We start from the raw sequence: 24,926 nt of genomic DNA on the forward strand, positions 1-24,926 counted from the left end.
ATACCTAAGCAGGCTGCACCTGCAGAAACCCGCCGAATCCCGGCGTCGATGAGGCTGACATGACCGACAAGATCCTTCTGGCCGACCTGCTTGCGCTGACCGAAGCCACCCTTCCCGAGATCGCGCAACTGACGGCGCAGGCGACCGAAGCCCTGAAAACCAAGGTCAGCCGCGGCGGCAAGGTGTCGAATGCCGCGCTTGAGGAAGATCAGTTCACCGCCCATGCGCTGGCCTGGCTGGCGACTTACAACCAGTCGCTCATTCAGCTGCGCGGCTGGGCCGGGCGGGTCGCCGAGGCGGGGGCTTTCGGGCAGATGGAAAGCCTGATCCTGCAGATCGGCTTTGGCGAATATCTCAACCAGATCGCCGGCGGCATCCCGATGAGCCAGATCGAAGTGGCGCGTCTGACCGATCTGGGCGTCAGCTGGACGCCGTCCGAGGCCGCCCGCAAACTGATGGCGCGGGGCAACACCGATGCGGCGCGGATGGCGCTGGTGGCGCTGATGCAGGACAATCAGGGCCGGGCGCTGTTCGGCGCCTCGGGGCTGGATGAAGAGCTGGAGATGATCCGCGACCAGTTCCACCGCTATGCCGAGGAACGGGTGATCCCGAACGCCCATGAGTGGCACCTCAAGGACGAGCTGATCCCGATGGAGATCATCGAGGAACTGGCGGAACTGGGCGTCTTCGGCCTGACGATCCCGGAAGAATACGGCGGGCTGGGCCTGTCGAAAGCCTCGATGGTCGTGGTGACCGAGGAACTCTCGCGCGGCTATATCGGCGTCGGCTCGCTGGGAACGCGCTCGGAAATCGCCGCGGAACTGATCCTCTGCGGCGGCACCGAAGAGCAGAAACAGAAGTGGCTTCCGGGCCTTGCCTCGGGGGAAATCCTGTCCACCGCGGTCTTCACCGAACCGAACACCGGCTCGGACCTGGGCTCGCTGCGCACCCGCGCGGTGAAGGACGGCGACGACTGGGTGATCACCGGCAACAAGACCTGGATCACCCATGCGCAGCGCACCCATGTGATGACGCTTCTGGCGCGGACAGAGCCTGACACCACCGACTGGCGCGGCCTGTCGATGTTCCTCGCCGAAAAGACCCCGGGCACGGATGACAACCCCTTCCCCACCCCAGGCATGACCGGCGGCGAGATCGAAGTGCTGGGCTATCGCGGCATGAAGGAATATGAACTCGGCTTTGACGGCTTCCGCGTCAAGGGCGAGAACCTGCTGGGCGGCGAGACCGGCCGGGGCTTCAAGCAGCTGATGGAAACCTTTGAATCGGCGCGGATTCAGACCGCGGCGCGGGCCGTTGGCGTGGCCCAGGCCGCCTGCGAAATCGGCATGCGCTATGCGATCGACCGCAAGCAGTTCGGCAAGTCGCTGATCGCGTTTCCCCGCGTCGGCGGCAAGCTCGCCATGATGGCGGTCGAAATCATGATCGCGCGGCAGCTGACCTATTTCTCGGCCTGGGAAAAGGACAATGGCCGCCGCTGCGACGTGGAAGCCGGGATGGCGAAGCTGCTCGGCGCCCGTGTCGCCTGGGCGGCGGCGGACAATGCGCTGCAGATCCACGGCGGCAACGGCTTCGCGCTTGAATATGCGATCTCGCGCATCCTGTGCGACGCCCGCATCCTGAACATCTTCGAGGGCGCGGCGGAAATTCAGGCGCAGGTGATCGCGCGCCGCCTGCTGGGTTGAGCGCTGACACGGGGCCTTCGGGCCCCGTTTTCGCAAGGAGAATCCGATGATCCGCGATGCCACCCCCGAGGATGCGCAGGCGATCGCCACGATCTACAACGACGCCGTGCGCACGACGACGGCGATCTGGAACGAGGTCGAGGTGAGTGTGCGCGACCGCATCGACTGGATCGCGGCGCGGCAACAGGCGGGCTTTCCGGTGCTGGTGCTGGAGGAAGGGGCGAAGGTCGTCGGCTATGCCAGCTACGGGCCGTTTCGCGCCTTTGACGGCTATCGCGGCACGGTCGAACATTCGGTTTATGTCCGCGCCGATCTGCGCGGCGGCGGGCGCGGTCGGGCGCTGCTTTCGGCGCTTATCCTGCACGCCCGGGCGCGGGGGCTGCATGTGATGGTGGCGGCGATCGAGGCGGGGAATGCCGGCTCGCTGGTGTTGCACCAGCGGCTGGGCTTCGAGGCGGTGGGGCTGATGCCGCAGGTCGGGCAGAAATTCGGCCGCTGGCTGGATCTGCTGTGGATGCAGCTGAAACTGGACGACCGGCCTCAGCCCTGACGGGCAATCGCCGCGATCAGCCGGTTGCGCGCCTCGGGCAGGGCGCGGCGGCTGTGATCCTCGGCGAAGCGGGTCAGGAAATGGCCGGTAAGCCGCAAGCCCTGCGCGATTTCCCCCCAGGTTGCAGGCCCCTGCCCCAAAAGGCACAGGGGCAAGGGCAGCAGTTTCGGCGCCCAATCTCCCGCGCCCTGACGGCTGACGGCGCGGCCCGTGCGCGGCGAGACGAAGGCGAGATCGTCGCGGGTGCCGGTGACGGCGCAGCGGCTCAGATCGAGGCCGAAGCCAAGGTCTTCCAGCAGCGCCATTTCCCAGATCAGGTAATCGACCACCCAGCCCTCGGCCGCCTGTCCGATGACGGTGAAAAGCGGTTCGGTGGCGGCGTAAAGGCGCGGATGCGGCGCGCGTTCGGCCAGCACGAACGAAAGCAGCGCGCAGACGGAATTGAGCCCCATCAGCGCAAGCCGGTCGGAAAGCGCGCCCGCGCGCGAGGCCAGCGGTTCGACGGTGAAACTGCCCAGCTGGTCTTCCAGCCGCGCCCGCCAGGCCACCGCCACATGCGACCCGGGCATCAGCGTCGCCGCCATCTTGCGCGAGGCGCCACCGCGGACGACGCCCAGATGTCGGCCATGCGTGGCCGTGAACACCTCGACAATCGCCGAGCTTTCGCCATGCAGGCGGGTCGAAAGGATGGTGCCGCTGTCTTGCCAGTCCATGGTGCCCGTGACGCAGGCCGGGGGGCTGTCTGCCCCCCGGACCCCCCCGAGGATATTTGAGGCAAGATGAAAGGGAAAGCCGAGGTCAGTCCTTCAGGCCGTCTTCATCCAGAAGCGTGCGGCCGTGGCGGGCTTCGAGTTCGATCACCCAAAGGTCCGGGTCGAAGCTGCGTTGCTTGCGGATGCTTCGATCCACCTCGGCCTCGGGGCCTTCGGTCAGCACGGTCCAGATGTCACAATCGGCTTCATAATCGAAGGTGCGGGTGTAGAGTTTCGCCAGCCCGTCCAGCGTCGCGCATTTGACCATCACGGCGCCCGAGTCAGGCTGACCCCGCGCCGCGATGAAGGCTGGAATGTTGTTCAGTTCCAGCCGCTTGAGATAGGCACGCACCCAAAGTTCGGCACGCAGACGCGGTTGCATCCTCAGTCGCCGTCCTTGAAGTCGAGACCCATTTCCGTGTAGCGCTCGGCCTCTTCCTGCCAGTTCTCGCGCAGTTTGACCTGCAGGAACAGATGGATCGGGCGGCCCATGAACTCGGCCATTTCGGCGCGCGCGGCGGTGGAGATCGCCTTGATCGTCTCACCGCCCTTGCCCAGCACGATGCCCTTGTGACCATCGCGGCTGACATAGATGATCTGGTCGATCCGGGCCGAGCCGTCGGGCTTTTCCTCCCAGCGCTCGGTTTCCACCGTCAGCTGATAGGGCAATTCCTCGTGCAGGCGCAGGGTCAGTTTCTCGCGGGTGATTTCCGCGGCGATCATCCGCATCGGCAGATCGGCGATCTGATCTTCGGGGTAGAACCACGGGCCAACCGGCACCTGCGACGCGAGCCAGTCGCGCAGATCCTCGACGCCATAGCCCTTTTCGGCCGAGATCATGAAGGTTTTCGCAAAGGGGAAGGCGGCGTTCATTTCCTCGGCCAGGGCCAGCAGGCGTTCGGCCTTGACCCGGTCGATCTTGTTGATGGCGAGCGCCACCGGCTGCGTGCCCTCGCGCGCTTTCAGCGCCTCGATGATCGCTTTCGCGCCTTCGGTCAGGCCGCGATGCGCCTCGATCAGCAGAACGACGATATCGGCATCCGCCGCGCCCCCCCAGGCGGCCGAGACCATGGCGCGATCCAGCCTGCGCCGCGGCCGGAAGATGCCGGGGGTGTCGACAAAGACAAGCTGCGCCTTGCCCGCCATGCAGACGCCGCGGATGCGGGCGCGGGTGGTCTGCACCTTATGCGTCACGATCGAGACCTTGGCCCCCACCATGCGGTTGAGCAGCGTCGATTTCCCGGCATTCGGCTCGCCGATCAGGGCGACGAATCCGGCGTGGGTTTCTTCGGTCATGCGCCTCTCTCCAACCGTTCCAGAAGGGCCTTTGCGGCGGCCTGTTCCGCGTTGCGTTTCGATCCGGCCTGCGCCTCTTCGGTCTCGCCCGAGGCCAGCACCACCGCGATGCGGAATAGCGGCGCGTGATCGGGGCCCTCGCGGCCCAGGGTTTCATAGCGCGGCGGCGGCAGGCCGCGGGCCTGCGCCCATTCCTGCAGCGCCGTCTTCGGATCGCGGGCATCGCTGTCGACGCTGCTGATCCGCCCGGCCCAAAGCCGCAGCACCAGCGCCCGCGCCACCTCGAAGCCGGCATCCAGATAGACAGCGGCAATCACCGCCTCCATCGCGTCGCCCAGAAGCGCCTCCTTGCGCCGCCCGCCCGACATCATCTCGGAGCGGCCGAGTTTCAGCACCGCGCCCAGATCGATGTCACGGGCGACCGCGGCACAGGTTTCCTTGCGCACCAAAGCGTTGAACCGCGGCGCCAGCTGCCCTTCGGACGCCCGGTTATCGGCGTGAAACAGCGCCTCGGCCATCGACAGCCCCAGCACCCGGTCGCCCAGAAATTCCAGCCGCTGGTTGTCGGGCCGGGTGGCCGAACCGAGCGAGGAATGGGTCAGCGCCCGAACGAGAAGCTCGGGCGTCGCGAAACGATGCCCGAGCCGGTCCATGAAGGCAGAGAGGTCTGCCGCAACTTTCATTCGATCGCCTTGAAGAAGCGGTCCGCCCGCCAGGTCCAGAAGAAGAACAGCGATTTGCCCGCCGAGGAGAACATCACCCGGTCGGCGCGGCCGACCAGATTTTCCGCCGGAACGAAGCCGACGCCGCCGATGCTTTGCGCAAAGCGGCTGTCCTCGGAATTGTCGCGGTTGTCGCCCATGAAGAAATACTGCCCCTCGGGCACGGTGAAGACCGGGGTGTTGTCGGCGCGGGTGCCGTCAAAGGTGTTCAGGATCGAATGGCTGACGCCGTTCGGCAGCGTTTCGATGAACCGTTGCGACTGGCAATCGCCGCCCTCGCCCACCGGTTCGTTGCGGCAAAGCGGATAGCGCTTCTCCGGGCCCTGCGGTTCGAACACTTCCGAGAAGGTGCCGCCGTCTTCCAGCTTCACCGGGGCGCCGTTGATCTGCAGCACGCCATTGACCATCTGGATGCGGTCGCCCGGCAGGCCGATCAGCCGCTTGATGAAATCGACATTGCGGATCGGATGGCGGAACACCACGACATCGCCGCGCTCGGGTTCACCGCCCAGAATGCGCCCCTCGATCGGGCAGGGCGAGAAATCGGCGCTGGAGAAGGGGCAGGAATAGCGCGAATAGCCATAGGCCATCTTGTTGACGAAGAGGAAATCGCCGATCAGGAGCGTGTCCTTCATCGAGCCCGAGGGGATCCAGAACGGCTGGAAGAACAACGTGCGGAAGACGCCCGCGATGATGAGCGCCCAGAACAGCGTCCGCGCCATTTCGCCGATGCCGCCTTCGGATTTGCTGGCCATGCTCTGCCTCTTGTTGAAACCTTGTCTTCCTTGGCCCGATGCGGGGGGCAAGTCAAGCAAGCGGACGCGCTTCGATGACGACGAAGGCCTGCGCCCAGGGGTGATCGTCGGTCAGCGTCACATGCACGACCGCCTGATGACCGGGCGGCGTCATCGCCGCCAGCCGCTCCGCCGCCCAGCCGGTCAGATGCATGACCGGCTGGCCGGTAGGCAGGTTCGCCACCGACATGTCCTTCCAGGAAATCCCCATCGCAAGGCCGGTGCCGAGCGCCTTGGAACAGGCCTCTTTCGCGGCCCAGCGTTTCGCATAGGTGCCCGCCACATCGGCGCGCTGCTCGGCCTTGGCGATCTCGGTCTCGGTAAAAACGCGGCTGCGGAAACGGTCGCCAAAGCGGGCGAGCGTGCCCGCGATACGTTCGATATTGGCCAGATCCGAGCCGATACCAAGGATCATTTCGCCCCCCGGCCCCGGGCCTTTTGCCGCTCGGCGGCGCGCAGCTGGCTGCGGGCGCCCTGCCCGTAGAACAGATACGAGGCCGGGAAGGTGATCACGACGACAAGCCCCAGGATCACCGACCACAGCACCGCATCGAAACCGCGCAACATGGTGAGCAAGGCCGGATCACCGAGCGAGATCAGCACCAGCGCCGGGCCGAGCAGCATCAGGTTGACCGCCGTCGCCAGCACGGCAAAGCGCAGCGCCTCGGCCCGCGCGGGCAGACGGCCGCTGCGCCTGGCAAAGAACTGCCCCTCGATCATCGCGGTCATGAAGACCGGCACGGCAGCGATGCCGGCCGAGGCCAGATCGACCCCGGCGAAGCGCTCCAGCACCAGCACGAGGCCCGAGACGACCAGCCCGGTCAGGATCAGAATCAGCCCATAGCGCAGGATCGGCATTCTTGCCCCTTTCGGTCAGCGGCGCGCTTCATCCATCATACGGCGCATTTCCGCGATCGAGGCTTCAAGCCCGATGAACAGCGCCTCGGCCATCAGGAAATGACCGATGTTCAGCTCCTTGATCTCGGGGATGGCGGCGACGGGGGCGACGGTCTCATAGGTCAGCCCGTGCCCGGCATGCACTTCCAGCCCAAGGCTTGCGGCCAGCGTCGCGGCCTTTTCCAGCGCTTTCAGTTCGGCATCGCGTTCGGCGAAACGGCCCTCGTAATGCAGGTCGCAATAATGGCCGGTGTGCAGTTCCACCACCGCCGCGCCGATCGCCGCCGAGGCCTCGATCTGCCGCGGATCGGGGCCGACGAACATCGACACCCGGGCCCCCGCCTGCCGCAAGGGCGCGATATAGGCGGTCAGCCGCGCCTGATCGCCCGCGACATCAAGCCCGCCCTCGGTGGTGCGCTCCTGCCGCTTTTCCGGCACAAGGCAGACCGCATGCGGCCGCGTCGCCAGAGCGATGCGCTGCATCTCCAGCGTTGTCGCCATTTCGAAATTCAGCGGGACTTTCAGATTCGCCCGCAGCTCGGCCATGTCACTGTCGCGAATGTGGCGGCGATCCTCGCGCAGATGCGCGGTGATGCCGTCGGCCCCGGCGGCCTCGGCCATCAGGGCCGCGCGCAGCGGGCTCGGATAGGCCGATCCACGGGCGTTGCGGACGGTGGCGACGTGGTCGATGTTCACGCCAAGGCGCAGGGAACGGGTCATGGAAACCTCCGGTCAGATGCGGCCACTATGGCGAAGCGCGGCGGCCGAGGGAAGATGCCGCTCAGCCCCTGTCGTCCTCGTGATCGGAGGCGCCGACCACGGGCGGATGCGGCAGCTTCGCGGCCAGTTTCGCCAGCCGCTCCTTGAGCCGCAGCCGGCGGCGGTTCTGATAGGCGGTGACCAGCGGCAGGGCGATGAAATAGCCCGCAAGGCCGCCCAGAATGCCCGGCACCATCCCGCCCAGCGTATAGGGCAAAAAGACGCCATAGAAGAAATCCGCCATCCCCTCCCAATGCGCCTCATCACGGGTGAAGATCGCCAGAAGATTGTGGCGCAGATCGGCGAAAGCATCGGCAAAGACATCGAGCAACCCGGCGGCATGGGCGGGATCGTAGCTTTGCCCCAGCATCGCATGGCCAAGCTTGATCGAGACCAGCGCGATCAGCGGAAAGGTCAGCGGATTGCCGACCAGCGTGGCAAAAAGCGAGGCCAGCACATTGCCGCGCATCAGTTTCGCCAGCAGCGCGGCCGCCAGAAGATGCACGCCGAACAAGGGCGTGAAGGACACGAAGATGCCCGCGAAAACGCCCCGGGCGATGCGGTGCGGCTTGTCGGGCAGACGGGTGAGACGGTGGCGGATATAGCTCAGCGCCCGCAGCCAGCCGGTGCGGGGCCAGACCAGATCGCGCGTCGACTCGCCCCAGCTCCGCTTCTCACGCCGCTTGAAAACCACGTTCCGCCTTCCGTTCTTGCCTCAGGGCTTGCGCGACAGATCACGCCAGCGCTGCACCTGCGCCACATCGGTCTCGGCTTCCAGCGCCGTCAGCAGCCGGTGCAGATGTTCCGCATCGCGCAGGTCGACCTCTACCAGAAGCGAGTAAAAGTCCGGTTTCTTGTCAAGGAAATGAAGGTCGGAAATATTGGCCTTCTGCGCCCCGATCAGCGTGCAGATATGACCAAGCACCCCGGCGTCATTCGATATGGTGATCTTCAGCGCCACCGAATAGACCGGAGGGTGGCTGCCCTCGTGCCAGTGCAGATCGACCCAGCGGCCAGGTTGGTCCTCGAATTCCTCGAGCGCGGGGCAGTCGATGGCATGGATCACCACGCCCTGCCCGCGATAGGTGATGCCGACGATGCGTTCCCCCGGCAGCGGCTGGCAGCATTTGGCGCGATGGAAGGTCTGATCGGCCCCAAGCCCGATCACCGCGCGGCCGGGATCGACCGTCTCGGGACCGCGGGCGGCCAGTTCGGGGTAAAGCGCCTCGACCACCTCACGCGCCGTCAGCTCGGCCGAGCCGAGCCGGGCCAGAACCTCGGTCTCGTCGGGCAGGCCAAGGGTCTTGGCCGCGGTGCGCAAAGCCTTGTCCGAGACCTTGCGGCCGACATGTTCAAAGGCCACCCGGGCGAGTTCCGACCCCAGTTTCACGAACCGGGTCCGGTCTTCCTCGCGCAGGCTCTTGCGGATCGAGGCCTTGGCGCGGCCGGTGGCAACGATATCCAGCCAGGTCGCCTGCGGACGCTGTCCGGCGGCGATGATCACCTCGACCGACTGGCCGTTCTTCAGCCGCGTCCAAAGCGGCACCCGGATGCCGTCGACCTTGGCCCCGACACAGGAATTGCCGATCCGCGTGTGGATCGCATAGGCGAAATCGATCGGCGTCGCGCCTTTCGGCAGCTTGATCACATCGCCCTTGGGCGAGAAGCAGAACACCTGATCGGAATACATCTCGAGCTTGACGTTCTCGAGGAATTCGTCGTGGTCGCCCTCGGCGAAGCGTTCGGTGAGCGAGGCGAGCCATTTCGCCGGATCGACGGCAAAGGGGTTCAGCGCCCGTTCGCCATCGCGGTAAGACCAATGCGCGGCCACGCCCGCCTCGGCGACCTCATGCATCTGCCTTGTGCGGATCTGCACCTCGACCCGCTTGCCGTCGCGCCCCGAAACGGTGGTGTGGATCGAGCGGTAGCCGTTCGATTTCGGCTGGCTGATGTAATCCTTGAACCGCCCCGGCACCGAGCGCCAGCGCTGGTGAATGAGCCCCAGAACAGCATAGCAATCGGGCACGGAGCGGGTGATGACGCGGAAACCGTAGATGTCGGAAAGCCTTGAAAACGTAAGGCTTTTCTCCTCCATCTTGCGCCAGATCGAATACGGGCGCTTGGCGCGGCCAAAGACATCGGCCTCGATCCCGGCCTTTTCCAGCTCGTTGCGGATATCGGCGGTGATCTGCGAGATCACGTCGCCCGATTCCTTTTGCAAAGACACGAAGCGGCGGATGATCGAGGTCCGCGCCTCGGGGTTGAGCACCTTGAAGGCGAGGTCCTCAAGTTCCTCGCGCATCCACTGCATGCCCATCCGGCCCGCCAGCGGCGCAAAGATCTCCATCGTCTCGCGGGCCTTCTGCGCCTGCTTCTCGGGCCGCATGCTCTTGATCGTGCGCATGTTGTGCAGCCGGTCGGCCAGCTTGACCAGGATCACCCGCAGGTCTTTCGACATCGCCATGAACAGCTTGCGAAAATTCTCCGCCTGCTTGCTGGCCGAAGAGCCGAGTTGCAGATTGGTCAGCTTGGTGACGCCATCGACCAGCTCGGCGACCTCGGTGCCGAACAGCCCCTCGACCTCGGTGAAGGTCGAGCGGGTATCCTCGATCGTGTCATGAAGCAGCGCGGTGACGATGGTGGCATCGTCCAGCCGCTGCTCGGTCAGGATCGCGGCAACGGCGACGGGATGGGTGAAATAGGGCTCGCCCGAGTGACGGAACTGCCCGTCGTGCATCTTCAGCCCATAGGCATAGGCACGACGGATCAGATCGGCGTTGCAGCGGGGATTGTAGTTGCGAACGAGCGCGATCAGGTCTTCGACATCGATCATCCGCGCTCGAACCCCTTGTCAGTCGCGACCCTGCGCATCCATCAGCGCGCGCAGCATCCGTTCCTCGTCCATATCGTCGACGCGGGGCCGGTCGACTTCGCCCGACATCAGAAGCGCCATCGCGTCTTCTTCCGGCTCGTCGACCTCGATCTGGGTCTGGTTGCTTTCGATCAGACGCTCGCGCAGATCATCGGCCAGCTGGGTTTCCTCGGCGATCTCGCGCAGCGCGACCACCGGGTTCTTGTCATTGTCACGCTCGACGGTGATCGGCGCCCCGGCCGCAACCTCACGGGCGCGGTGGGCGGCAAGCATCACCAGCTCGAAGCGGTTCGGAACCTTGTCAACGCAATCTTCAACCGTCACGCGGGCCATCGGCAACTCCAGACCAAAGGGGGAGGTGTGAACCTCTCCCTTAGCCCCTTCCCGGGGTCTTTACAAGCGGCCCTGCCCGTCGAAAGGAACAGAAAACGGCACCATCGCCGCTTTTTCGGCCGCATCAAGCGCCGCCAGCATGTCGCCGACCGTCTTTCCGGTGACCGGATGACGCCACAGGGGCGCGATCTCGGCAAGGGGCGCCAGCACGAAGGCCCGGTCGGCCAGACGCGGATGCGGCAGGATCAGCGTCTCGGGCGCGCGCTGCATCTGTGCGTCCAGCGGCAGGCCGCGCCAAAGCGCTTCGGTCGCGGCATCGGGGCGGATCGCCTCGCCGCAGGCCAGCAGATCCAGGTCGATCCCGCGCGATTCCCAGCGCTTTTCCCGGCGTCGCCCCAGCCGCGCCTCGATTCGGTGCAGCGCCGCAAGCACCGTTTCAGGCGTCATCGCGGCAGAAATCACGGCACAGGCATTGACGTAATCCGGCCCCGACCCGGCCGGAAAGGCCGGAGATCGCCAGAATCGGCTGAGCGCGCAGAGCCGGATTCCCGCCCCGGGCAGCATTTTCAGCGCCGCAACCAGAGATTGAGCCGGTGTGCCCGCCTCGGCGGCAAGATTCGCCCCTAGCGCAATTAAAAATGTGCTATTATCTTTAAAGACAGATATCTCGACCTCCCTGCGCTTGTTAGAAAGCACTGCTGAACTGGTTCTCGCGGCGTATTGGGTAGAGCAATTTTTCCCCGTCAACCACTCCGGACGCCACGCCGCGGGACCACGACGAAAGGACTTATGATGTTTTACAAGGACGAAAGACTGGCCCTTTTCATCGACGGGTCCAATCTTTATGCGGCCGCGAAGGCGCTTGGCTTCGACATCGACTACAAACTGCTGCGTCAGGAATTCGAACGTCGCGGCAAGCTGGTGCGGGCCTTCTACTATACCGCATTGCTGGAGAACGAGGAATACTCGCCGATCCGGCCGCTGGTCGACTGGCTGCACTACAATGGCTACGCGATGGTGACCAAGCCCGCCAAGGAATACACCGATTCGATGGGGCGGCGTAAGGTCAAGGGCAACATGGACATCGAACTGGCGGTGAATGCGATGGAACTCGCGCCGCGGCTCGACCATGCGGTGCTGTTCTCGGGCGACGGCGATTTCCGCCCGCTGGTCGAGGCGCTGCAACGGATGGGCGTGCGGGTGTCGGTCGTTTCGACGATCCGCAGCCAGCCGCCGATGATCGCCGACGAGCTGCGCCGTCAGGCCGATAATTTCATCGAGCTTGACGCGCTGCGCGACGTGATCGGCCGCCCGCCGCGCGAACCGCGCGAGATCGCGGCCCCCGCCCCCTCGGCGGAGAGCGCGGAAAGCTGAGCGCCGGAGCGCCCAGGACAGAAACGGAAAAGACGGCGGTCCACTCCCGCCGTCTTTTTCATTTGCGCTGAGCGGGACGCGGCCCCGCCCCCCCGGGAGACTTGCCCCCGCGGGCGGGGCCGGGGGTCAGAACGGACAGGGCGCGGTGAAGGTCATGAACTGCCCGCCATCGGGGTGGCGCAGGCGCAGGCTTTCGGCGTGCAGCATCAGCCGCGGAAAATCGCGGGCAGCCCCCGTGGCATAGAAGGGATCGCCAAGGATCGGATGCCCCAGCTCGCGCATATGCACCCGCAGCTGATGGCTGCGCCCGGTCAGCGGCATCAGCCGCACCCGCGTCGTGCCGTCGGGATCGTGGCGCAGCACCTTCCAGTCGGTCTGCGCGGGCTTGCCGTTTTCAGGGTCCACATGCTGCAGCGGCCGGTTCGGCCAGTCAACGCAGAGCGGCAGATCGACCCGGCCCGAGCGCGGCTCCAGATGCCCCCAGAGCCGGGCCAGATAGTGCTTTTTCGTCTGCCGGGTCTCGAATTGCAGCCCCAGATGGCGCTGCGCATGCGCGGTCAGCGCGAAAACCATCACCCCCGAGGTGTCGCCGTCGAGCCTGTGCACCAGCAGCACCTGCGGATAGGCGCCCTTGAGCCGCTCGATCAGGCAATCGGCCTTGTGATCGCCCTTGCCCGGCACGGAAAGCAGCCCCGATTGCTTGTCGACCACGAGGATTTCGTGATCGGCATGCAGGATGCGCGGCGGCTCGGACGGGGGCGTGTAGACATGCTCGGTCATCGGCCCGGCATGGCGCGGGGGCGGCGCGGCGTCAAGCCTCAGAGCGCGCCGAAGACATCGGCCAGGATCGCTTCCAGCGCCCTTGCATCGGCCTCGGTGAAGGCGTCGGGCTGATCGCTGTCGATATCGAGCACACCGATGAGCCGCCCGCCCGCGCCAAAAACCGGGATCACCAGTTCCGACCGGGTCGAGGAGGAGCAGGCGATATGGCCCGGAAAGGCCTCGACATCGGGGACAAGCTGGGTGCGGCCCTCGCGCGCGCAGGCGCCGCAGACGCCGCGCGTGAACGGGATCACCAGACAGCCATGCCCGCCCTGATAGGGGCCGATCTTCAGCACGCCGGGCGCGGTGACGCGGTAAAAGCCGGTCCAGTCGAAGCGGTCGTCGGCATGGTGGATCTCGCAGGCGAGGGTGGCCATCAGCGCCACCTCGTCGGTCTCGCCTGCCGTCAGGGCGGCGATGGTGCGGGCCAGCGCCACGGGGTCAAAGCTCATCGGTCCTCTTTCATCATTCTTTCCGTCAGATACGGATTGGTAAGTTTTCGGCCTTAGTCTGAACCAAATCTTTCGGGGCCGGAGTGGCAAGATGAATCTTTATGCGGAAACACGCGGAGGCGCGCTGGTCGTTTCGGTGAACGAGGAACGTCTCGATGCCGCCATCGCGATCCGCTTCAAGGAGCGGATGCGGGAAGTGACCAGCCAACCCGGCACGCGGGTGGTGCTGGACATGTCGCAGGTGGAATTCCTTGACAGCTCCGGGCTGGGCGCGGTCGTCGCGGTGATGAAATCGCTGGTCCCGGACCGGCGGCTGGAACTGGCGGGGCTGACGGCGAATGTCGAACGGGTGTTCCGGCTGACGCGCATGGATTCGGTCTTCGTCATGCACGAAAATGTCGAGGCGGCCTTGCGGGCGGGGCTACGCCATGTTGGCTGACCGCCCCCAATCAGGCCGCAGCCCGAGCGAGGTGCCAAGGCCCGAGGCGAAGATCTTCCACCATTCCTTCGCGGCCGATCCGCTTTCGGTCCGTTTCGCCCTGCGCACCGCGTTGGCCCGGTTCCTGCGGCAATTGTCGCAAGACGAGGCCGGCACGCTGGAGCTGGTTCTGGCCGAAGTGCTGAACAACATCGTCGAACACGGCTACGGCGACACCGGGCATGGCACGATCACGCTGTCGCTGGTGCGCGATCACCGCGGGCTGAGCTGCTCGATCAGCGATGACGGGGTGGAGCTGCCGCATGCCTGCCTCGACCTCGGCATCGACGATTCGCAGCGCCCGGCCCCCGACACCCTGCCCGAGGGCGGTTTCGGCTGGTTCCTGATCCGCGACCTGGTCGAGGATCTGGGCTATCACCGCGAACACGGCCGCAACCTGCTGGCGTTCCGGCTGCCGCTGAAATCCGGCGCCGTCAGTTGAGCTGGAACTGCAACGGGTAACGCCCGTCTTCGAAATCCCCGAACAGATCGCTCAGATCGGGGTGGTCGATCGGCTCGCCGGAATTGTCGGGCAGAAGATTCTGCTCTGACACATAGGCGACGTAATAGGTCTGATCGTTTTCGGCCAGAAGATGATAGAAGGGCTGATCCTTGGCGGGACGGCTCTCTTCCGGGATCGCCTCGTACCAGGCGTCGGTGTTGGAAAACATCGCATCCACGTCGAAGACAACCCCGCGGAACGGGTGTTTGCGATGTCGGACGATCTGACCGATATGATATTTGGCAAGCGTCGTCTGCATGGTTACCCCCGATCATCATTTTTAAACCTTGCAGCCTTGCCTGTCCATCGCCGCCCCACCCGGGGCCGGAAACAATCTGTGGGCGCGCGCCCAACAGTGCTCACGGCTTCGCGACACGGTTTCGCTTTCGTTGCGGGGCGAAATTCCCTAAACTGCGGCAAAACAAAGCCGAGCTGGCAGAGCAGACATGAAAAAATTCCTGATGTTGGCCGTTCTCGTGGCCGTCGCCTCCTGTGGCGGCGGCGGAAAAGCGCCGCGCAATCTTGACAACGCCTGCCTGCTGGCGCGCGAAAAGCCCGCTTATTTCAAGGCGATGCGTCGCGCGGAAAAGCGCTGGGGCGTGCCCGTGCACGTGCAGATGGCGACGATCCATCAGGAATCGAAGTTCATCCCCAATGCCAAGACCCCGCATCGCTACGCGCTGGGGGTGATCCCGATCGGGCGGCAAAGCTCGGCCTATGGCTTCAGCCAGGCGCTTGATTCGACCTGGGAAGACTACAAGCGCGACACCAATTCCTGGGGCGCGAAACGCACCCGGATCACCGATGCCACCGATTTCATGGGCTGGTACATGGACGGCTCCGCCAACCGGCTCGGGATTTCGAAATGGAACGCCCGGGAGCAATATCTCGCCTATCACGAGGGCCGCTCGGGCTATGCCAAGGGCAGCTACAACGACAAGGGCTGGCTTCTGGCCGTCGCAGACAAGGTCGCCGCCCGCGCCGAGATGTATCGCAGCCAGCTGAGCCGCTGCGGCCGCTGAGGCCGGGTTATCGCTTGCGCGCTTCGGTCTCTGCCACGATCGAGAACATCCGCGCGCCCGGATCGGCCCCGGGTTTCAGCTGATCAAGGATCACCACCGTCTTCGCGCCGGTATCGTCGGTGATCACCCAGCGCCGCAAGGTGACCGGATTGGCGGAAAACACCAGCCGGATCGTGCCATATTCGGGGGTCTGCGGGTCCTGCGCCACCACCACGGTATTCGCCCCCTCCGCCTCGTGGCCCACCACCATCCGCGCCTGCGCCAGATCGATCCGGTCGGCCAGGATCAGGTTCAGCGGCGTGCGCTTGAGCGGATATTGCTCGGCGATCTGGTTCGATTTCGGATCGAAGATCGCCACCTGCCCGCCCGAGGCCAGCACCAGCGTCTTGTCATCGCTATATTCGAACCGCATCCGCCCGGGCCGCTTGAGATACAGTTTGCCGGTCGATTTCGAGCCATCCGCATTGACCTGGGTGAACGCCGCCTCGGCCGTCGTCAGCCCGTTCAGATAGGCCGAAAGCTGGGCCAAAGGGATCTTCTCCGCCCAGGCCGGGGCGGCAAGGGCAAGCATCAGAACGGGCAGAAGGGCGGCCACGGGGGCGAAACGCATCAGGGTCATGGCGGAACCTTACCGCAGATCGGGAAAAGAAAAAGCCCCGCGCGGGTCACATCGCGCGGGGCCGGGATCACTTTCCTGCGCCCTTATTGCTCGGGCACCAGGATTTCGCGCTTGCCCACATGGTTGGCGGGCGTCACCACGCCCTGCTCTTCCATCTGTTCCACCAGCCGCGCCGCCTTGTTGTAGCCGATGCCCAGCTTGCGCTGGATATAGGAGGTCGAGCATTTGCGATCCTTGATCACGATCGCCACCGCCGTATCGTAAAGCGCATCCTCGGCATCGTTGCCGCTGTTGCCAAGGCCCAGCACCGCGTCGATATCCGAGGCCGCGTCCTCGTCCGGCCCCTCGACCACGCCCGACATGTATTCGGGCGGCCCGAAGCTCTTCAGATGGCTGACGATTTCCTCGACTTCCTCGTCGCTGACGAAGGGCCCGTGAATCCGGGTGATGCGCGCGCCATTGCCCATGTAAAGCATGTCGCCCATGCCCAGCAGCTGCTCGGCCCCCTGTTCGCCCAGAATGGTGCGGCTGTCGATCTTGGACGTGACCTGGAAGGAAATCCGGGTCGGGAAGTTCGCCTTGATCGTGCCGGTGATGACATCGACCGAAGGCCGCTGCGTCGCCATGATCAGGTGGATGCCCGAGGCCCGCGCCATCTGCGCAAGCCGTTGAATACAGGCCTCGATCTCCTTGCCCGCCACCATCATCAGATCGGCCATCTCGTCGACGATGACGACGATATAGGGGAAGGGCCGGGGCTGGAATTCCTCGGTCTCGAAGACCGGCTCGCCGGTGTCCTCGTCAAAGCCGGTCTGCACGGTGCGCTTGAACATCTCGCCGCGCTCCATCGCCTCGCGGACGCGACCGTTGTAGCCCTCGATGTTGCGCACGCCCATCTTCGACATGCGCCGATAGCGCTCCTCCATCTCGCCGACGACCCATTTCAGCGCCACGACGGCCTTTTTCGGGTCGGTGACGACGGGCGAGAGCAGATGCGGAATGCCGTCATAGACCGACAGTTCCAGCATCTTCGGGTCGATCATGATCAACCGGCATTCCTCGGGCGAGAGCTTGTAAAGCAGCGACAGGATCATCGTGTTGATCGCCACCGATTTCCCCGAGCCCGTCGTCCCCGCAATCAGCAGGTGGGGCATCTTCGCCAGGTTCGCCACCACGGCCTCGCCCGCGATGTCCTTGCCCAAGGCCAGCGGCAGGCGCATGTTGCTGTCGCCGAAATCGCGCGCCGAGAGGATCTCGCGCAGCACCACCTTTTCACGATGCGCATTGGGCAGTTCGATCCCGATCACCGAGCGCCCCGGCACGGTCGAGACCCGCGCCGACAGCGCCGACATCGAGCGCGCGATGTCATCGGCCAGACCGATCACCCGGCTGGCTTTCAGCCCCGGCGCCGGTTCCAGCTCATACATGGTGACGACCGGACCCGGCCGGACCGAGACGATCTCGCCCTTGACGCCGTAATCATCCAGCACGCTTTCCAGCATGCGGGCGTTTTCTTCCAGCGCCTCATCGGACAGCTGATGGCGCTGGATCGAGACCGGATTGGTCAGAAGGCTGAGCGGCGGCACCTCATAGGCAGGCTTTTCCGGCGTCTCGAAGCGCAGAGGGGGCTGTTCCTCGGCGATCGCCTGTTTCGAGGGCGCCACCGGCTTGCGGACAGGCGCCACCACGCGCCGGTCGGGCGCGGGCGGGGCCACGGTGGCGCGCAGCGCCGAAATCTTCGGCATCGGCGCGGGCGGCGGCAGATCCTCGCCCAGATCAGAAAAGACGTTGCGCTCGAAGGCTTCTTCTTCCCAGCTGTCCCCGGCCGAAAACGCCTCACCCTGACGCGCCGCCGCCATCGGCTGCGACCAGTCCGGGTCCTGCGGCGCGGGCATCGGCGGGGCCGTCATCGCGGGCGCGGCCATCATCGGCGCGGCAACCGGCGGCACGACAGGCATCACGGCGGGCGCAGCGGCAGCCGGGCCGGGCATGTAGCGCGGACGCGCCTGCAGCGGCGGCTCAACACGCCGGAGCGGCGCAGCCGGGGTCTTCGGGCCACGGGCCAGCCGCGCCGAGACCGCCGCCAGAACCGAGGCCGGGGCTTCGGGCTGCGGCGCGGGTTGGGCGGGCACACGCGCGGCGTAAAGCTCGGGTTCGGCGCGCATCTGCGGCGCGGCGACCGGGTTCGGCATCGGCGCAGGCATCGGCATTGGCGTCGGCACGGGGGTCCGGGTCTTCACCGCATGCTGGATGCGCGCCTTGATCCGGTCTTCGCTGGGGGCGTCGGCCTCGGGCATCGGCCAGGCCTGCATCGGCTCGACCAGTTCGGCCTCCGGCGCCTCATACATGTCATAGGGGGCATAGGCCGGTTCCGGCTCGACCGGACGGCGCACCCGCGAGGCGACAGCGGCGCGCACGATATCAGAGCGTTGCGGCTGCGCATATTGCGCGCCCGTCTGCCAGCCCTGCTGCGCCTGCCAGGCGGCCTGCTGCTGCGCCAGCGCCGCCGCCTGCGCCCGGCGCTCGCGCGCCAGCTCGGCCGCCTCGCGCGCCATCCGCACCGAGGCCGACGCGCCCTTGCCCAGCGCGGTCATCGCCGCGGCATAGCTGGCCACCGTGCCCAGCATCAGAAACCGGGTCAGCGCCCCCAGTTCCAGACGGTCGAAGCCGGTGACGAAAAGCGTGATCAGCAGCGTCAGCACCGCCATCACCACGGTCATCAGCTTCAGCCCGATCGAGCCCTCGACCGGCGACAGCCCCAACAGCGATCCGGCGATCATGTCACCGAAATTGCCGCCCAGACCATAGGCACGGCCCCATTCGGCGCCCGGCACCAGCAGCGCGGCATAGACCGCCGCCACCGCAATCGCGATCGGCAGAAAGACCATCCGGCCGGTGACGCGCTCTTCACCGCGGTGCAGGATGTGCCGCCCGCCCCAGATCGCCAGCGCCACCGGCAACAGCCAGGCGCCGCGGCCGACGATCACGATCAAGGGCGAGGCGATGCCCGCCCCGATCCGGCCCAGCCAGTTCTGCACCGGCGCATCCGAGACCGCCATCCAGCTTGGATCTTCCGGCGAATAGGAGGCCAGCATCAGCGTCGTCATCACGGCAAGCGCAATAAAGACCACGCCCAGCAGTTCCCGCCCGCGGCGTTCCAGAACGGCCTGCGTGTCCTGATCGAGCAGCGGTTCGCGTTGCCGCGCCTGAAAGGATGCCATGCTGAACCCTCCTTACGTGAACAGGCAGTCGCGCAGCCTGATCAGCCCGCGCCGCGTTTCGTCTCTTGGGGCGACCAGAGCCACCCGGATATAGCCCTTGCCGGGGTTTTCGCCCTCCACGTCGCGGGCCAGATAGGCCCCCGGCAGGACACGGACCCCGGTTTCGGTCCACAGCTTCACCGCCGCTTCCTCGCCGTTCTCGACCGGCAGCCACAGGAAGAAGCCCCCCTCGGGCAGACGGAAGCTGTTGACACCGCTGAAGATTTCCGCGGCATCGGCGTATTTTTCCGCATAAAGCGCGCGGTTTTCGATCACATGCGCCTCGTCGGCCCAGGCACGTTCCGAAACGCGCTGAATCGGTTGCGGCAGGGGCGCGCCCGCATAGGCGCGCAGCTGCCTTATGCGCTGCATCGCCTGCGGACCGGCGGCACAGAAGCCCGACCGCAGCCCGGGCAGGTTCGAGCGTTTCGACAGCGAATGGAAGATCACCACGCGCTCGGGATCGGTGCCGGTCTCGGCCGCCACCTCGATTGCGCCGGGCGGCGGCGCGGTGCGCCAAAGCTCGGAATAGCATTCGTCCGAGAACAGCCGGAAATCGTGTTTCTCGGCCAGCGCCAGCAGCCGGGCCAGATAGTCGCGACCGGCCACCGAGCCCTGCGGATTGGCGGGCGAGCAGAGATAGGCGATCGTCGTGCGATCGAGGATCTCGGCGGGCAGGCTTTCGTAATCGGGCAGGAAGCCGGTCTCTTCGCTGGCGGGAACGAAGACCACCTCAGCCCCCACGGTCGCGGCCGCGACGGCATAGACCTGATAGAACGGGTTCGGCACCAGAATGACCGGGCGCTTGCCGCGCTTGGTTTCCGGGCAGAGCGCAATGGCGGCGTTGAACAGCCCCTCGCGCGTGCCGTTCAGCACCATCAGCCGGTTTTCCGCCACCGAGACGTTGTAACGCCGCCCCAGCCAGCCGGAAATCGCCGCCAAAAGCGCGGGCGTGCCGTCATTGGCCGGATACTGGCCAAATTCGGACAGGCTTTGCGCCAGCACCGGCCCGACGAAATCAGGCATCGGGTGGCGCGGCTCGCCGATGGTCATGGCAACAGGCTCGCCCCCCGGTTTCAGGTGGTCGAGCAGCGTCCGCAACCGCGGAAACGCATATTCGGGCAGGTTCGCAAACCGCTCGGGAAACTCCATCTATGCCTCATCTCCGGGGTCGTTTCGCCCCGTTTGCGCCAAAACTACCCAAGCTTGTGGGCCACGTCCAGAAAAAGCGCATCTGCTGCGCCATTGGGTAAGCGGGATTGTGACTTTTCAGCCAAGCGCCGCCTCGGCCGCGCAGCCCAGACGGCACAGCGCCGCCTCCTGCATCGGCTGGCCGATCAGGGAAATCCCGCACATCGGCTCGCCCGTGGGCAGGGTCAGGGCGCACAGGCCAAAGATATTGGCAATGCGGGTGTTGCGCAGAGCGAGCAGGTTTTCGGCGGCGAAATAGGCCGGGTCGGTCAGCAGACGCGCCGCATCGGGCGGCAGGATCGGCGCGGTCGGCACAAGCACGGCATCATAGCCCGCCACCGCCGCCTGCCAGTCGGCCCGGTAGCGCGCAAGATCCTCCCAGGCCTTGACGTAATCCGCCGCAGCGATGCCGGCCCCGCCACGAAAGCGCTGCAAGATCACCGGATACATCTTCTCGGGCGCGGCCTCGATCACCTCGGCCCAAAGGCCGTAAGCCTCGGGGGCGAAAAGAATGCCGGACAGGTCCATGGCCGGTTCCAGCATCGGCAGCGCCCGGCGCTCGATCCTTGCACCGGCCTTTTCAAAGCATTTCACCGCCGCCTCGAACCCGCGCACCGGGGCTTCGCGCGCGGAGGCGAAGGGCAGCCCGTCAAGCACCAGAAGCCGCGCGCCCGCCAGCGTCGCCCCGCGCAGATCGGGGGCGGCGCGGCCCTCAAGCGCCGCCAGAACCAGCGCGCAATCCTCGACCGTGCGGGCGAGCGGCCCGACTGTGTCGAAGCGCTTGCACAAGGGCACGACGCCCGCGGTCGACACCCGCCCCGCGGTCGTCTTCAGCCCCACCAGATCGTTCCAGGCCGCCGGGATCCGCACCGAGCCGCCGGTGTCCGACCCCACCGCCGCCGCCGCCAGCCCCAGTTTGACCGAGACCGCCGCCCCGGAACTCGATCCCCCCGGCGCCAGACCGGCGGTCACCGCATTCGGCGGCGTCGCGGTCATCGGGTTGATCCCAAGCCCGGAAAAGGCCAGCTCCGTCATGTGCGTCTTGCCCAGACAGACCGTGCCCATCAGCGTCGCCGCCTGCAGCACCACGGCATCCGTCGCGGGCACCCGGCCCGCCAGCAGCTGCGACCCCGCCTCGGTCGCGATGCCCGCCGTGTCGAACAGATCCTTCCAGCTCAGCGCGACTCCCTCCAGAGGCCCGCGCGCCAGACCGCCCAGCAACCGGGTCCGGGCCGCCATCGCCTCGGACCGGGCGCGTTCGGGGGTCAGCCGGGCATAGACATCGCTGCGCCCCGCAGCGGCGTCCAGATAGGCCTCGACCATCTCGACCGGGTCAAGCCTGCCCGCCGCCATCGCCCGCCCCTGCGCCGCCGCCGACCAGAACCGTTCCAGCATCGCATCCCCCTTGGTTTTCTTGCAGGCTAACGGGCGCGCAGGCGATGGACAATCCCGCTGTCCGCGCCATATTGGGCGCATGACACAGGTTCACGACGTTCTCATCGCCGGCGGTGGTCTGAATGGCCCCGCGCTTGCCCTTGCCCTTGCGGGCGCGGGCCTTTCCGTCACCGTGATCGACGCCGCCCCCGCGCAGCGCCGGGCCGGGGACGCTTTCGACGGCCGCGCCTATGCGCTGGCGCTGGCGTCGCAGAAATTGCTGGCCGCGCTCGGGCTCTGGCCCGCGGTGGCCGATCAGGCGCAGCCGATCAACGACGTGAAAGCCTTCGACGGCCGCCCGGGCGAAGGCGCCGCGCCGTTCTTTCTGCATTTCGACAGCCGCGAGCTGGATCAGAAGCCGGTCGGCTACATGCTGGAGGATCGCTTCCTCTATCGTGCCTTTCTGGCGGCGATGCAGGCGAATCCCCGCATCACACTCATTTCCGAAACCTCGGTCGTGGCGCAGGAGGTCGTTCCGGGCGCGATCCGGGTGACGCTTTCGAATGGCGAGAGCCTGTCGGGGCGGGTGCTGATCGGGGCGGACGGGCGCCGCTCGGGCGTGGCCGAACGCGCCGGGATCGGGCGCGAGGGCTGGGGCTACGGCCAGACCGCCTTGGTCGCGGCGCTGGCGCATGAAAAACCGCATGACGGCATCGCCTATCAGCTGTTCATGCCGAACGGGCCGCTCGCCATCCTGCCCTTGACCGGCAACCGTTCCTCGATCGTCTGGAGCGAGACCGAGGCGAATGCCGCCGTGATCGCGAAGCTTTCCGATGATGATTTCATGGAGCTGGTGCGGCCGCGCTTTGGCGATTTTCTGGGCAAGATCAGCCTGGTCGGGCCGCGCTTCAGCTATCCTTTGAACCTGACGCTGGCCAGGGCCTATGCGGCGGACCGGGTGGCGCTGGTGGGCGATGCGGCGCATGGGGTGCATCCGATTGCCGGTCAGGGGCTGAACCTTGGCCTGCGCGATGTCGCGGCCCTGGCCGAGGTGCTGATCGGCGCGATGCGGCGCGGCGAGGATATCGGCTCGATTCACACGCTGGAACGCTATCAGCTGTGGCGCCGCTTTGATGCCACCACGCTCGCGCTTGGGATGGACACGGTCAACACGCTCTTTTCGAACGACAATCCGATCCTGCGGGCAGGGCGCGATCTGGGCATGGGGATCGTGCAGGCGATCGGCCCGCTGCGGCGCGGCTTCATGCGACAGGCGGCGGGGCTTGCGGGTCCGCAGCCGAAACTGCTGCAGGGGCGGCAGATCTAGTCGAGCGGCCGGGCCTCGTCGACCAGCATGATCGGAATGCCGCGGCGGATCGGAAAGGCCAGCGCCGCGGCCTTTGACACCAGCTCCTGCCGCTCGGCATCATAGTGCAGCGGCGCCTGCGTCAGCGGGCAGACAAGGGCCTCCAGCATGCGCCGGTCAAAGCCGCCGCGCTCGGCCTCGGGGACAAGCTGCGGCAGGCCATCGGTCATTGCGGGCGCTCCTCGATGCCGCCATGCAGCGCGAATTCCATCAGCGTCACCAGGGTTTCGCGCCGGGTCGGCAGGCTGGGTGCTTCCAGCAGCGCCTGCTTGTCCTCGGGCTCGAAGGGCAGAAGCATCGAGAGCGCATTGATCAGGAATTCATCCTCGGCATCTTTCAGCGCCTCCCAATCGGTATCCAGACCCTGGCTGTGCAGATAGCGACCCAGCAGGTCCAGAAGCCCGTCGCGGTCGAAACCGGGGTCATGTTCGGGGGCGCCGATGTCGCGCGGGAAATCGGTCCACCCGATTTCGGCGCGGATATAGGGGCAGCTGCCCGGGATTTCGCGCTGCAGCCGGAACCGCGACACGCCCGACAGCGTGATCATGTAGCGGCCGTCCTCGGTTTCGGAAAAGCCGGTCAGCCGCCCGGCGCAGCCGATGGCGGAGAGCTTTTGCGCACCGTCGCGGCCCTTGCAGGGCTGGATCATGCCGATCAGCCGGTGCGGGGTCGCCATGCAGTCTTCGATCATCTGCAAATAGCGCGGCTCGAAGATATGCAGCGGCAGCCGCCCCCGGGGCAGCAAAAGCGCCCCCGGAAGCGGGAAGAGCGGGATCTGGGCAGGCAGGTCACTGGGTTTGATCATCCGCATCAGATAGCCCGCCCCCGCCGTCAGGCAAATATCATCGACGACAAACGCCGCCGTCCCTTGACCACGATCGGATCGGCGGGCTTGAGGCTGTCGAAGATGGTGAAAAGCTGGGTCTTCGCCGCGCCCTCGTTCCAGTCGCGGTCGCGGCGGAACAGCTCCAGAAGTTCCTCGACGGCCTCTTCGACCTGCCCCGCCGCATGCAGCGCGGTGGCGTGATCGAAGCGGGCCTGATGGTCGTTCGGATCGGCGGCAAGCTTCGCCTTCAGCTCATCCAGCGGCCCGGCCTTCGCGGCCTGTTTCGCCAGCGCCACCTGCGCCCGGGCGGCTTCGACCGGGGCAGCGGTCGCGATCTTCGCGGGCGCCCCCGCCAGGATCAGCTCGGCCTGCTCCAGATTGCCCGCCGCCAGATGCGCCCGCACCAGGCCGCCGTAGGCCTCGGCATTCTCGGGCTCTTCGCCCAGGATCGCGGCGAAGGTCTCGGCGGCATCGACCGCCGCGCCCTCGGCCAGCATTTCCTCGGCCGCGGCGAGGGCCTCGCCCAAGCCCCCATCGCCCGCCAGACCCGCCAGCTTCTCGACAAAGGTCTTGATCTGCGAGGCGGGAATGGCGCCCTGGAACATGTCGACCGGACGGCCCTGATAAAAGGCGACGACGGTCGGGATCGATTGCAGCGGAAGGCCCTGCTGCGCCAGAACCTGCGCCAGACGCTGGTTCTCGTCGACGTTGATCTTGGCCATCACCACGCGCCCCTTGAGCGCGTTGACGGCGGCTTCCAGCTGCGGGCCGAGGGTCTTGCAGGGGCCGCACCAGGGCGCCCAGAAATCGACGATGACCGGCACGGCCATCGAGGCATCGACCACCTCGGCCATGAAGGTCGCCTCAGAGACATCCTTGACGAACGTTTGCGCGGGTTTCGTGTCGGTTCCGAACATGGAGGTCCTCATTTTAGATCTTTGCCCCTATATGCGCCGCCGCCC

The 24,926-nt window shown here is 66.2% G+C and carries 29 protein-coding genes; 7 read left to right on the forward strand and 22 right to left on the reverse strand.

Annotated elements, in window-relative coordinates; translation table 11 throughout:
- Positions 1–59 precede the first annotated feature (59 nt).
- Positions 60–1,703 (forward strand): acyl-CoA dehydrogenase family protein, encoded by a 1,644-nt coding sequence (locus AC4PTB_RS16270; RefSeq protein WP_492190905.1) that lies wholly within the window; start codon positions 60–62, stop codon positions 1,701–1,703.
- 46 nt (positions 1,704–1,749) lie between these two features.
- On the forward strand, positions 1,750–2,253 hold the full coding sequence (locus tag AC4PTB_RS16275) for a GNAT family N-acetyltransferase (RefSeq protein WP_492190906.1): 504 nt from the start codon (positions 1,750–1,752) through the stop codon (positions 2,251–2,253).
- On the opposite strand, the gene recO is transcribed toward AC4PTB_RS16275, so the two are convergent.
- The 12 genes from recO to folK all read right to left on the reverse strand — a co-directional run bounded on the left by recO (position 2,244) and on the right by folK (position 11,374).
- Positions 2,244–2,966, reverse strand: a complete 723-nt coding sequence (gene recO, locus AC4PTB_RS16280; protein ID WP_492190907.1) for a DNA repair protein RecO — start codon at positions 2,964–2,966, stop codon at positions 2,244–2,246. The two genes, AC4PTB_RS16275 and recO, sit on opposite strands and share 10 nt — an antisense overlap.
- 85 nt (positions 2,967–3,051) lie before the next feature.
- Positions 3,052–3,387: a DUF1491 family protein gene (locus AC4PTB_RS16285; protein WP_492190908.1), complete on the reverse strand. Its 336-nt coding sequence runs from the start codon at positions 3,385–3,387 to the stop codon at positions 3,052–3,054.
- A gap of 2 nt (positions 3,388–3,389) precedes the next feature.
- Positions 3,390–4,301, reverse strand: a complete 912-nt coding sequence (gene era, locus AC4PTB_RS16290; RefSeq protein ID WP_492190909.1) for a GTPase Era — start codon at positions 4,299–4,301, stop codon at positions 3,390–3,392.
- Positions 4,298–4,984: a ribonuclease III gene (rnc, locus tag AC4PTB_RS16295; RefSeq protein WP_492190910.1), complete on the reverse strand. Its 687-nt coding sequence runs from the start codon at positions 4,982–4,984 to the stop codon at positions 4,298–4,300. Before rnc ends, era begins: the two co-directional genes overlap by 4 nt.
- On the reverse strand, positions 4,981–5,778 hold the full coding sequence (gene lepB, locus AC4PTB_RS16300; RefSeq protein ID WP_492190911.1) for a signal peptidase I: 798 nt from the start codon (positions 5,776–5,778) through the stop codon (positions 4,981–4,983). The genes rnc and lepB overlap by 4 nt, the downstream gene beginning before the upstream one ends.
- Positions 5,779–5,830: 52 nt before the next feature.
- Complete coding sequence (gene acpS / locus AC4PTB_RS16305; RefSeq protein WP_492190912.1) at positions 5,831–6,232, reverse strand: holo-ACP synthase; 402 nt, start codon at positions 6,230–6,232, stop codon at positions 5,831–5,833.
- A complete protein-coding gene (locus AC4PTB_RS16310; protein WP_492190913.1) occupies positions 6,229–6,675 on the reverse strand; it encodes an ABZJ_00895 family protein in 447 nt (148 codons plus the stop codon). The genes acpS and AC4PTB_RS16310 overlap by 4 nt, the downstream gene beginning before the upstream one ends.
- Positions 6,676–6,690: 15 nt before the next feature.
- A complete protein-coding gene (locus AC4PTB_RS16315) occupies positions 6,691–7,434 on the reverse strand; it encodes a pyridoxine 5'-phosphate synthase (RefSeq protein ID WP_492190914.1) in 744 nt (247 codons plus the stop codon).
- Positions 7,435–7,495: 61 nt separating this feature from the next.
- Positions 7,496–8,167 carry a DUF2062 domain-containing protein gene (locus AC4PTB_RS16320; protein ID WP_492190915.1) on the reverse strand — a complete coding sequence of 224 codons (672 nt, stop codon included), beginning with the start codon at positions 8,165–8,167 and terminating at the stop codon, positions 7,496–7,498.
- Between the two features lie 21 nt (positions 8,168–8,188).
- Complete coding sequence (locus AC4PTB_RS16325) at positions 8,189–10,306, reverse strand: RelA/SpoT family protein (protein ID WP_492190916.1); 2,118 nt, start codon at positions 10,304–10,306, stop codon at positions 8,189–8,191.
- Positions 10,307–10,324: 18 nt separating this feature from the next.
- Entirely contained in the window at positions 10,325–10,678 is a 354-nt protein-coding gene (gene rpoZ / locus AC4PTB_RS16330) for a DNA-directed RNA polymerase subunit omega (protein WP_492190917.1), read from the reverse strand.
- A 60-nt stretch (positions 10,679–10,738) separates the two neighbouring features.
- Positions 10,739–11,374, reverse strand: a complete 636-nt coding sequence (gene folK, locus AC4PTB_RS16335; RefSeq protein WP_492190918.1) for a 2-amino-4-hydroxy-6-hydroxymethyldihydropteridine diphosphokinase — start codon at positions 11,372–11,374, stop codon at positions 10,739–10,741.
- A 96-nt stretch (positions 11,375–11,470) separates the two neighbouring features.
- Between folK and AC4PTB_RS16340 the strand changes: the two genes are divergently transcribed.
- Positions 11,471–12,052: a LabA-like NYN domain-containing protein gene (locus tag AC4PTB_RS16340; RefSeq protein ID WP_492190919.1), complete on the forward strand. Its 582-nt coding sequence runs from the start codon at positions 11,471–11,473 to the stop codon at positions 12,050–12,052.
- 126 nt (positions 12,053–12,178) lie between these two features.
- On the opposite strand, the gene AC4PTB_RS16345 is transcribed toward AC4PTB_RS16340, so the two are convergent.
- Positions 12,179–12,832: a pseudouridine synthase gene (locus AC4PTB_RS16345; RefSeq protein WP_492190920.1), complete on the reverse strand. Its 654-nt coding sequence runs from the start codon at positions 12,830–12,832 to the stop codon at positions 12,179–12,181.
- Between the two features lie 38 nt (positions 12,833–12,870).
- Positions 12,871–13,326, reverse strand: a complete 456-nt coding sequence (locus AC4PTB_RS16350) for a GAF domain-containing protein (protein WP_492190921.1) — start codon at positions 13,324–13,326, stop codon at positions 12,871–12,873.
- Positions 13,327–13,417: 91 nt separating this feature from the next.
- On the opposite strand from AC4PTB_RS16350, the gene AC4PTB_RS16355 reads away from it, so the two are divergent.
- Both AC4PTB_RS16355 and AC4PTB_RS16360 read left to right on the forward strand, forming a co-directional pair.
- The gene (locus AC4PTB_RS16355) at positions 13,418–13,765 is read left to right on the forward strand and encodes an STAS domain-containing protein (RefSeq protein ID WP_492190922.1); all 348 of its coding nucleotides are present in this window, start codon (positions 13,418–13,420) and stop codon (positions 13,763–13,765) included.
- Positions 13,755–14,246 carry an ATP-binding protein gene (locus tag AC4PTB_RS16360; protein ID WP_492190923.1) on the forward strand — a complete coding sequence of 164 codons (492 nt, stop codon included), beginning with the start codon at positions 13,755–13,757 and terminating at the stop codon, positions 14,244–14,246. The genes AC4PTB_RS16355 and AC4PTB_RS16360 overlap by 11 nt, the downstream gene beginning before the upstream one ends.
- Here AC4PTB_RS16360 and hspQ read toward each other — a convergent pair.
- Complete coding sequence (gene hspQ / locus AC4PTB_RS16365; RefSeq protein ID WP_013069021.1) at positions 14,239–14,565, reverse strand: heat shock protein HspQ; 327 nt, start codon at positions 14,563–14,565, stop codon at positions 14,239–14,241. The two genes, AC4PTB_RS16360 and hspQ, sit on opposite strands and share 8 nt — an antisense overlap.
- A 187-nt stretch (positions 14,566–14,752) precedes the next feature.
- Here hspQ and AC4PTB_RS16370 point away from each other — a divergent pair, with 187 nt between their 5' ends.
- The gene (locus AC4PTB_RS16370; RefSeq protein ID WP_492190924.1) at positions 14,753–15,328 is read left to right on the forward strand and encodes a transglycosylase SLT domain-containing protein; all 576 of its coding nucleotides are present in this window, start codon (positions 14,753–14,755) and stop codon (positions 15,326–15,328) included.
- A 7-nt stretch (positions 15,329–15,335) separates the two neighbouring features.
- Here AC4PTB_RS16370 and AC4PTB_RS16375 read toward each other — a convergent pair whose 3' ends face one another.
- The 4 genes from AC4PTB_RS16375 to AC4PTB_RS16390 all read right to left on the reverse strand — a co-directional run bounded on the left by AC4PTB_RS16375 (position 15,336) and on the right by AC4PTB_RS16390 (position 21,793).
- Entirely contained in the window at positions 15,336–15,947 is a 612-nt protein-coding gene (locus tag AC4PTB_RS16375) for a LolA family protein (protein ID WP_492190925.1), read from the reverse strand.
- An 83-nt stretch (positions 15,948–16,030) separates the two neighbouring features.
- Entirely contained in the window at positions 16,031–19,168 is a 3,138-nt protein-coding gene (locus AC4PTB_RS16380; protein ID WP_492190926.1) for a DNA translocase FtsK, read from the reverse strand.
- A gap of 12 nt (positions 19,169–19,180) precedes the next feature.
- On the reverse strand, positions 19,181–20,359 hold the full coding sequence (locus AC4PTB_RS16385; RefSeq protein WP_492190927.1) for an aminotransferase class I/II-fold pyridoxal phosphate-dependent enzyme: 1,179 nt from the start codon (positions 20,357–20,359) through the stop codon (positions 19,181–19,183).
- Between the two features lie 117 nt (positions 20,360–20,476).
- Positions 20,477–21,793, reverse strand: a complete 1,317-nt coding sequence (locus tag AC4PTB_RS16390) for an amidase (protein WP_492190928.1) — start codon at positions 21,791–21,793, stop codon at positions 20,477–20,479.
- 79 nt (positions 21,794–21,872) lie between these two features.
- Here AC4PTB_RS16390 and AC4PTB_RS16395 point away from each other — a divergent pair, with 79 nt between their 5' ends.
- The gene (locus tag AC4PTB_RS16395) at positions 21,873–23,099 is read left to right on the forward strand and encodes a UbiH/UbiF/VisC/COQ6 family ubiquinone biosynthesis hydroxylase (RefSeq protein ID WP_492190929.1); all 1,227 of its coding nucleotides are present in this window, start codon (positions 21,873–21,875) and stop codon (positions 23,097–23,099) included.
- Here AC4PTB_RS16395 and AC4PTB_RS16400 read toward each other — a convergent pair.
- The 3 genes from AC4PTB_RS16400 to AC4PTB_RS16410 are packed head-to-tail and all read right to left on the reverse strand — an operon-like array spanning position 23,096 to position 24,881.
- Positions 23,096–23,308, reverse strand: a complete 213-nt coding sequence (locus AC4PTB_RS16400) for a Trm112 family protein (RefSeq protein WP_023915684.1) — start codon at positions 23,306–23,308, stop codon at positions 23,096–23,098. The two genes, AC4PTB_RS16395 and AC4PTB_RS16400, sit on opposite strands and share 4 nt — an antisense overlap.
- Positions 23,305–23,943: an LON peptidase substrate-binding domain-containing protein gene (locus AC4PTB_RS16405; protein ID WP_492190930.1), complete on the reverse strand. Its 639-nt coding sequence runs from the start codon at positions 23,941–23,943 to the stop codon at positions 23,305–23,307. The genes AC4PTB_RS16400 and AC4PTB_RS16405 overlap by 4 nt, the downstream gene beginning before the upstream one ends.
- A 26-nt stretch (positions 23,944–23,969) precedes the next feature.
- Positions 23,970–24,881: a tetratricopeptide repeat protein gene (locus tag AC4PTB_RS16410; RefSeq protein WP_492190931.1), complete on the reverse strand. Its 912-nt coding sequence runs from the start codon at positions 24,879–24,881 to the stop codon at positions 23,970–23,972.
- Positions 24,882–24,926: the final 45 nt, after the last annotated feature.

This window comes from Rhodobacter sp. 4.3.4, from assembly GCF_058724655.1.